The organism is Gelidibacter sp. (assembly GCF_035577925.1).
Lineage (GTDB): Bacteria > Bacteroidota > Bacteroidia > Flavobacteriales > Flavobacteriaceae > Gelidibacter.
The window spans coordinates 1-7,637 of record NZ_DATJCY010000403.1; the positions used below are offsets into that span (position 1 = coordinate 1).

Sequence of the window (7,637 nt, forward strand, 5' to 3'; positions counted from 1 at the left end):
TGATCTATGTTGGGCGCCAAACCGCTTAGTGAATACCCAAGGTTATTAGGCGAATCTCCAAGGTCTGGTCTATTTTTAGCACCTTCCGTAATGTAATTGGCTTTAGCATCAAAAGTGAACTTGTCTGTTTTTAAAGTACCGTTCAAGCTAAAACTGTTTCTTTCCAAACCTGCTTTTGGTACGACATCTTCGTTTTTTATATTGTTATAACTAAATCTGATATATGCATTTTCACTTCCACCCGATAAGGATACGCCATTATTGGTGGTATAGCCTGTTCTAAAAAAATCGCTGGCATTAGTGGCCCTTTGGTAAGGCTTTGTTGAGCCATCAAAAATCATGACGGTTTCGCCAACACTGTTTGAGAATTTTGGACCCCATGAGCTGGTTGTATAACCATACACTTCAGATGGTCCTCTTTTAATATTAGGCAATCGGCCATTGCTTCCACTACCATATTCAGTTTGAAAGTCTTTATAGTTGATATTCACACGGTCGAGACTGATTCCTGAAGTTAATTCTACTTGAAGCTTACCTTGGCTACCTTTTTTAGTCGTTATCAACACTACGCCATTCAATGCCCGTGACCCATAAAGAGCCGCTGCAGCTGCACCTTTTAATACTGACAGACTCTCAATATCATTAGGATTGATACTCGAAATACCATCACCGTCATCCCGACCGCCAAACCATTGGCTGTTGGCATCATTATCATTTGAAAGCCCTGTATTGTCTATAGGAATCCCATCAACCACGTACAGAGGTTGGTTGTTTTCTCCAATACTTGAGATCCCTCGAATAATAACTCGGGTAGAACCACCCGCACCGGTAGCCGGCATAGACACATCAACACCAGACACCTTACCAGAAAGTGCCGAAGCCACATTGGTAGTAATAACCCGATCCAAGTCATCACCCTGAACTTCTTGTACAGCATAACCCAGTTCCTTCTTTTGGCGCTTAATCCCTAAGGCGGTAACAACCACCTCACCTAAAGATTCTACATCTTCTTCTAGAGCTATACTAATGGTAGTGTCAGTCCCTATAGTCACGCTTTTGGTCTTCATACCAACATATGAGAAATTAAGAATATCGCCAACCTTAGCGGTTAATGAAAAACTACCGTCCCAATTGGTCTGAACACCATTGGAGGTGCCTTGTACTGCAACATTAACTCCCGGGAGCGGAAGTCCATCTGCTTTGGAAGTTACAGTTCCCTTAATTTCTTTTTCTTGCCCAAACACCATTTGAACGGTTATAAGGAAGAAAGAAAACAAGAAAAGTTTTCGTAAATTTTGTTTCATAATTTAGTTATTTCATTTTTATTAGTTACACCAAGCTATCCATTACATACCTTATTATAAAAGAATTTATATGAACGACATGGTTTTACCAATAGACAACATGAAAGTCTCTACGAAGTATTTATATCTAATATAGATTTGGCAGTATTTTATAAAAATCATTGAACATATACTAATTATTTAGATTTACCACCTAAATATTGTCAGAAAACTCGAGCTAAACATCTATATTGAAGCATGGTACTAACACATCCAATAGTCAGTTGAAATGTCCTTTCAGACCATTCATAAGGATTGACAGACCTATTAGAGCAGAAAACTTTCTTTTGATAAACCAATGTCATTTAAGAGTAAAATGATTAAATGTTGATATATAAATACCTTCAAAAAAAATGAAAAAAAAGGATATATTGCATTCACGTCAAAACCAATAAAAGGCTTATTGAGGACCTTAGCGACTGTTACTGCTCTATAGACCTATCGATCAGAATAAAAAAACAATCTAATGGACGCAACCGACTTAAAACAGCACAAATCCTTTATGAGGATCTGTATTAATCTTGCCAAAATAGCGAAACAGCGTGGCGATAGCCCCGTCGGATCGATTGTTGTTAGACAGGGGCAGATTATCGGTGAAGGCATTGAAGGCGGAAAAACACATAAAGACATCACCTACCACGCCGAAATTGAGGGCATAAGACATGCTACTAAAACCATTGGGAACCAAGACCTATCTGACTGTATTTTGTACACCACGCACGAACCTTGCATTATGTGTTCGTATGTGATCCGACAGCTAAAAATACCGACCGTGGTCATAGGAATTACTACTGGAGAAATTGGCGGATTCAGCTCACAATTACCACTACTTTTAGACACTACCATTAAACGATGGGCGGCACCACCTACTTTAATAAACGGCATATTGGAAGAAGAATGCGCTGCTTTAAGCACCTAAATATCAAACACAAACAACGTCCAATTGATAACTATGAATACCTCTATTGAAATAAAATTTGCAGAATCGGATGACGACCTCAACCAAATTCTTGAACTCCAAAGTTCCAACCATCGCGACAGTATTTCTGTAGATGACAAAATGGCCAATGGTTTTGTAACCGTAAAACACAACCTGGACTTGCTACGGCAGATGAACCATGCTGCCAAACAGATTATTGCAAAACACAATGGCAAAGTGGTCGGCTATGCTTTGGTGATGCTAACCGATTTTAGAAAAATGATCCCCGTGTTGACCCCAATGTTTGATATGTTTGATAGCTTAACTTACAAAAACAAAGCCCTTAATACATACAATTATTACGTGATGGGACAAATATGTATTTCCGAAGATTATAGGGGCCAAGGTATTTTTAACGACCTGTACTTAAAGCACAAAGAAGCTTACGCTGATACATTTGAACTTTGCCTAACGGAAGTTTCCTTTGACAATCAACGCTCCATGAAAGCCCATGAAAGGGTTGGTTTTGAATCCATTCATACCTTTAAGGATGCCACTGATCATTGGAACATCTTATTATGGAATTTGAGGGATTAAGGCATGGTTGAGCTTAAATATTTGTATTGAATGTTTAATAAACTATGAGCTTTCAGTCAATATTTAAGATTTTCCAAACCTTATTTAACAAATGGAATGACATAACTTAATTTATAATGAAAAACCCTAAGTTAAATCAGATCAAAAACATAGATGTACGGCAGCAATATTAAACTTAGTTGCTAAAAGAAGTTATTCTAAAGCCATGAAAAATAAACTTAAAGGAACTTTATCAGTGGTATTTACCTTTATTGCTATGATTATCATATATATTAATGCTGATGCGAGCATAGGATTTCTAAGGTATATAACACTTATAATTGCAATTATAGCATTGGTTTTAATTTTGATAACTTTAGTAAAGAAATAATTAAACATAGAAATCGAACATAGAAAAAAATCAGCAAGAATACGAGTTCAAAACAAACTCATTTCTTAAACCAACAACTAAATTTGACTTTAGTTGAAATTGTAATAAAATAAAATCAAATGAATCTACTAACATCAATAAAATCCCAAGACGAATATTTCGAAGTCAATACCAACATTGAAAGTTTAAAACAGATTCTCAACCGTGACGAAAAAAAATTCTATTTTGAATGGCAAACTGAAAATAGTTTCATTATAAGCCTTAATTTTTCTTTTGGTTCAAACTTAGTATTGGACATTAATCGTAAAAGTGATATTATAGCGAATGGAAATTTAACTGAGTTAAACGAGTTTAAAACAAAAATTGCTTTACAAACAAGAAGTAAATATCTATTGCTTTTAATTCTAATTATTCCATTAATTATGATGGCTTTAGATTTTTCAATGAATTTAGGAATTCCGATCCCGTTTTATTTTATTTTTCCTATTTGTTTAATTATAGTACTGAATTTAACAAACAATGAGGATAAGAGATTAATCAGAATGTTTAAAGAATTTTTGAACTTTGAAATAAATAACACTTTACAACAAAACATATAAACTATGTGGTTGTCCACATGCAACTTCCTACTTGATAAAACACATCATATTAGACACTTTAACACGCTTTCCATCTGAACCATTCCTCAACAACTTTAAAGGAATTTCAGCAAATAGTAAAATAATTTATACCAAGAGTTATAAACATAACATTATCCAAAAGCTTTTAAAGGTTTGGACAATTCCTCAACAATCAACAATCAACAATCCAATTCGCAAAAAACTATTATTATCTTTTTTCAACTAAAAACTCTATCCAAAAATGTTTAAAAATGCATCTTATTTAAGCTTCTATATCTTCATAGCTTCATTATGTTCCTGTTGGTCGCCAATGGAATCGTCCAATTAAATCGATAGTACCATCCTATTTCTACCAGTCTGAAAAGCCATCATAAAATCAATCCCCCCCTTGCTACATAGTCCTTCAAAATTTGATGATCACTTTCCAAATCAGTTACAATTGCATAAATTTCTGAAAGAGGACACACAGAATAGTTGTGCCGTATATTAAGCTTATTCGAAGTTATCAAGGACACCACCTTATCTGAAGAATCGATCATGGCCTTTTTAATTAAAGCAATTTCATAACCTTCATCAGTAATACCTTCTTCCAGAGTAATCCCACTAGTACCAACAAAACAAATATCAGCATGTATTTTGGATAATACCTGAAAACAATCAATGCCACTGGTTACTAATGATTTTTTTTGGATTTTCCCACCTATAAACACAGTTTCAATATGAGGGTGATCGGTTAATTGCAACGCTATTTCTAGGCTGAACGTATAAATGGTGGCTTTCAAGCTTTTAGGCAAGGCGCTTACAAATACCAAGTTGGTAGTACCCCCACTAATAATTGCCACCATGCCATCTTCTAAAAATGGAATTGCCTTTTCAGCAATAATTTTCTTCTCCTCTCTATTAAAAACAGCAACTTCATTATATTGAAACAACTTTTGCATGGAAGATACTGCGCCCCCATGAACTTTGGTCAGCATACCTTTTTCGTCCAATTCATTCAGATCCCGTCGAATGGTATCGACAGAAACATCCAATTCAACTGCCAGTCGATCTGAGTCAACCTTCCGATGCCGCATGACCATATCTACAATCAATCTTTGTCTATCATTCTTCTTCATAATAAAATAGGTAGTGAATTTCTTTGGAAAAGTATAATATTATTTAAATACCAGCAAATTGAGTTTAAAACAATCAGAAATCTGCTCTAAAAATACTGATTCAAAGTTAATATTGCATCTTTTATGCATAATTATTAATTTATTCATGCTGTTTTTATGCATTTTTTAAATAATTCTATTATATTTGATACATAAATTTAACAAAAACCACTCATTATGAAAGGCAAATTATTATTGCAATTCCTATTTGTTTTCTGCTTTGTTCAAGGTGTATTCGCTCAAAGTGTACAAATTACAGGAACTGTCAAATCAAGTGACGACAATTTCCCATTATCGGGTGCCGCCATACAGGTAAAAGGCACTTCTGTAGGTACAGTCACAGATTTTGACGGAAATTATGTTATTGAAGCCCAATTAAATTCGATTCTCGTTTTTTCTTATATAGGGTATCAAGCCAAAGAAATCAAGGTCACCACCTCAGGAGCAATTGATGTCATCCTTGAGCCTGGAGACCTTTTGGATGAAGTTGTTATTACGGCTTTAGGTATCAGAAGGGAAAAGAAAGCTTTAGGCTATGCTGTACAAGCTGTAAATTCTGATGCACTTATGGATGGAAACCAGAACAACATGGTAAACAGTTTACAGGGTAAAGTTTCTGGAGTTACTGTAGTAAATTCTGGTGGTGCACCTGGCTCTTCTTCTATTATTTTGATTCGCGGCGGATCATCTATTACAGGAAACAACCAACCTTTATTTGTAGTCGATGGAATTCCAATTGATAACTCCACCAGCTCCAGTTTAGAAGTTGCAAGTACCAATAGAGCTTCAGACATCAACCCTGAAGACATTGAAAATGTATCTGTACTTAAAGGTCCAGCTGCTGCTGCATTATATGGGATTCAGGCTGCCGGTGGCGCCGTGATAATCACTACTAAAAGAGGTAAAGCAGGTGTTAGCACAGTTACTTATTCAGGCTCTATCTCATCAGATAAAGTTATCGGAACACCTAATATTCAAACCTCTTTTGGAAAGGGTGCTCAAGTAAGAACTCCAGGGGGCATTACATACGACCCGGAATCCTCTTTATCTTTTGGACAAGCTATAACTGCAGGCACACCTATTTTCAACAATATTGAAGATTTTTATAAATCCGCAAGCACACAAAACCATAACGTTAGTTATTCCTCAGGCACTGAAAAAAGCAATATTTATATGTCCATTGGTGACCTATCCCAAAAAGGGGTCATACAAGGGACTAGTTATGACAAAACGTCGTTCAAAGTTAATGTCAACTCAAATGTAACTGACAATTTCACTGTGGGTGTTTCTGCAAATTACATCACTACAGATATCTCTAGTAGCAAGCAAGGAAATGCCTCTGGGAGTAGTTTTGGAAGCTTATTGGCATATCCAGCGGACGTAAACGCCAAAGATTACTTAAATGCAGATGGCTCGCAAAAATCTTTTTTCTTGGACCAACAATTTGACAATCCATATTGGAGTGTGATGAACAGTCCAAATACTGATGAAACTAAAAGATTGATCGGCATTATAAGTTTGAACTATAATTTCTTAAATGATTTTAACCTCTCTTATAAAATAGGAACAGATAACTACACCCAATTCAACAAAAAAATCACTGGAGATGGCTCTTTAATTGACACAAGAGAAGATGGTTATATCAGTCAATTTGAAAAAGACCACACACAATTAACTTCCAATATCTTTTTAAATTATCAAAAAAATATTACCGAAGACTTTTCTTTTGATGGGATGATCGGTCAATCTGTTGAAGAGTTAGATGTCAGAACTACGTACACCTCTGGAAGATCTTTTCTAGCTCCTGGCATTTACAGTATCGGTAATATTCTAAAGGAAAATCAAGAGATTTCAGAGCTTATAACAAGAAAACGTATTGTAGGTGTTTTTGGAGAACTTAAATTTGGCTGGAAAAACGCACTATTCCTAAACCTAACAGGACGTAATGACTGGTCAAGCACACTTCCAAAAGACAAGAGATCCTTCTTTTATCCGTCAGTAGGGATGTCTGCCGTAGTTAGTGACTTATTCAAAATTTACGGAAATGATATTACTTCTGACAAAGGCTTAACCTATCTTAAATTGAGAGCCACTTGGGCTCAAGTAGGTAAGGATGCACCAATTGGAGCTTTAGAAAGCTCATTGGGAACAAATCTAAATGGCTTGGCCAGTTCAGCCTATACGTGGAACGGTCAGACCGTTGGAAACCCTAATTTAGAACCTGAATTTACCAATAGTTTTGAAATAGGAACCGACATCCGCTTCCTACAAAATCGAATTGGATTAGATCTTACATATTATACAAGCACCTCCGACAACCAAATTTTAAGAGACATTAGAGTACCGCCTACAACAGGCACCTTTTATGCCACTCTTAATGGTGGCTCTATCACGAACAATGGTATTGAAGCCATGTTAAGATTACAAATGCTTCCTAATACCTCAAAAGTAGCTTGGGATTTAGATTTTAACTTTGGCACCAATAAAAGCAAGGTCAAAGAATTGCCTGGCTTCTTATCCGAAGTATATTTATCTGATTCTTGGACTTTCAGAAACTCCGCTGCTGGCGCAGCAGTTCTTAATGGCTCATTATTTGGATTACGCGGGAAACGACCAGTAAGAAATGACAAT

General features: G+C 35.9%; 6 protein-coding genes. 4 read left to right on the top strand and 2 right to left on the bottom strand.

The window, feature by feature from the left end; translation table 11 throughout:
• A partial coding sequence (locus VNJ50_RS15110; RefSeq protein WP_325583126.1) for a TonB-dependent receptor plug domain-containing protein occupies positions 1–1,304 on the bottom strand: 1,304 nt, incomplete at its 3' end.
• Positions 1,305–1,809: 505 nt separating this feature from the next.
• Between VNJ50_RS15110 and VNJ50_RS15115 the strand changes: the two genes are divergently transcribed.
• The 3 genes from VNJ50_RS15115 to VNJ50_RS15125 all read left to right on the top strand — a co-directional run bounded on the left by VNJ50_RS15115 (position 1,810) and on the right by VNJ50_RS15125 (position 3,828).
• Positions 1,810–2,262, top strand: coding sequence for a nucleoside deaminase (locus tag VNJ50_RS15115; RefSeq protein WP_325583127.1), 453 nt, complete (start codon positions 1,810–1,812; stop codon positions 2,260–2,262).
• A 33-nt stretch (positions 2,263–2,295) separates the two neighbouring features.
• A complete protein-coding gene (locus VNJ50_RS15120; protein ID WP_325583128.1) occupies positions 2,296–2,859 on the top strand; it encodes a GNAT family N-acetyltransferase in 564 nt (187 codons plus the stop codon).
• A 489-nt stretch (positions 2,860–3,348) separates the two neighbouring features.
• Positions 3,349–3,828, top strand: coding sequence for a hypothetical protein (locus VNJ50_RS15125; protein ID WP_325583129.1), 480 nt, complete (start codon positions 3,349–3,351; stop codon positions 3,826–3,828).
• A 389-nt stretch (positions 3,829–4,217) separates the two neighbouring features.
• Here VNJ50_RS15125 and VNJ50_RS15130 read toward each other — a convergent pair whose 3' ends face one another.
• Positions 4,218–4,967, bottom strand: coding sequence for a DeoR/GlpR family DNA-binding transcription regulator (locus VNJ50_RS15130; RefSeq protein WP_325583130.1), 750 nt, complete (start codon positions 4,965–4,967; stop codon positions 4,218–4,220).
• A gap of 216 nt (positions 4,968–5,183) precedes the next feature.
• On the opposite strand from VNJ50_RS15130, the gene VNJ50_RS15135 reads away from it, so the two are divergent.
• Positions 5,184–7,637: SusC/RagA family TonB-linked outer membrane protein (locus VNJ50_RS15135; protein WP_325583131.1), on the top strand; the 2,454-nt coding region annotated here is incomplete at its 3' end.

Bases quoted from the DNA above. Each gene is read 5' to 3' on its own strand.
- VNJ50_RS15115 (WP_325583127.1), top strand. From the start codon at position 1,810: ATGGACGCAACCGACTTAAAACAGCACAAATCCTTTATGAGGATCTGT.
- VNJ50_RS15125 (WP_325583129.1), top strand. From the start codon at position 3,349: ATGAATCTACTAACATCAATAAAATCCCAAGACGAATATTTCGAAGTC.
- VNJ50_RS15120 (WP_325583128.1), top strand. From the start codon at position 2,296: ATGAATACCTCTATTGAAATAAAATTTGCAGAATCGGATGACGACCTC.
- VNJ50_RS15130 (WP_325583130.1), bottom strand. From the start codon at position 4,967: ATGAAGAAGAATGATAGACAAAGATTGATTGTAGATATGGTCATGCGG.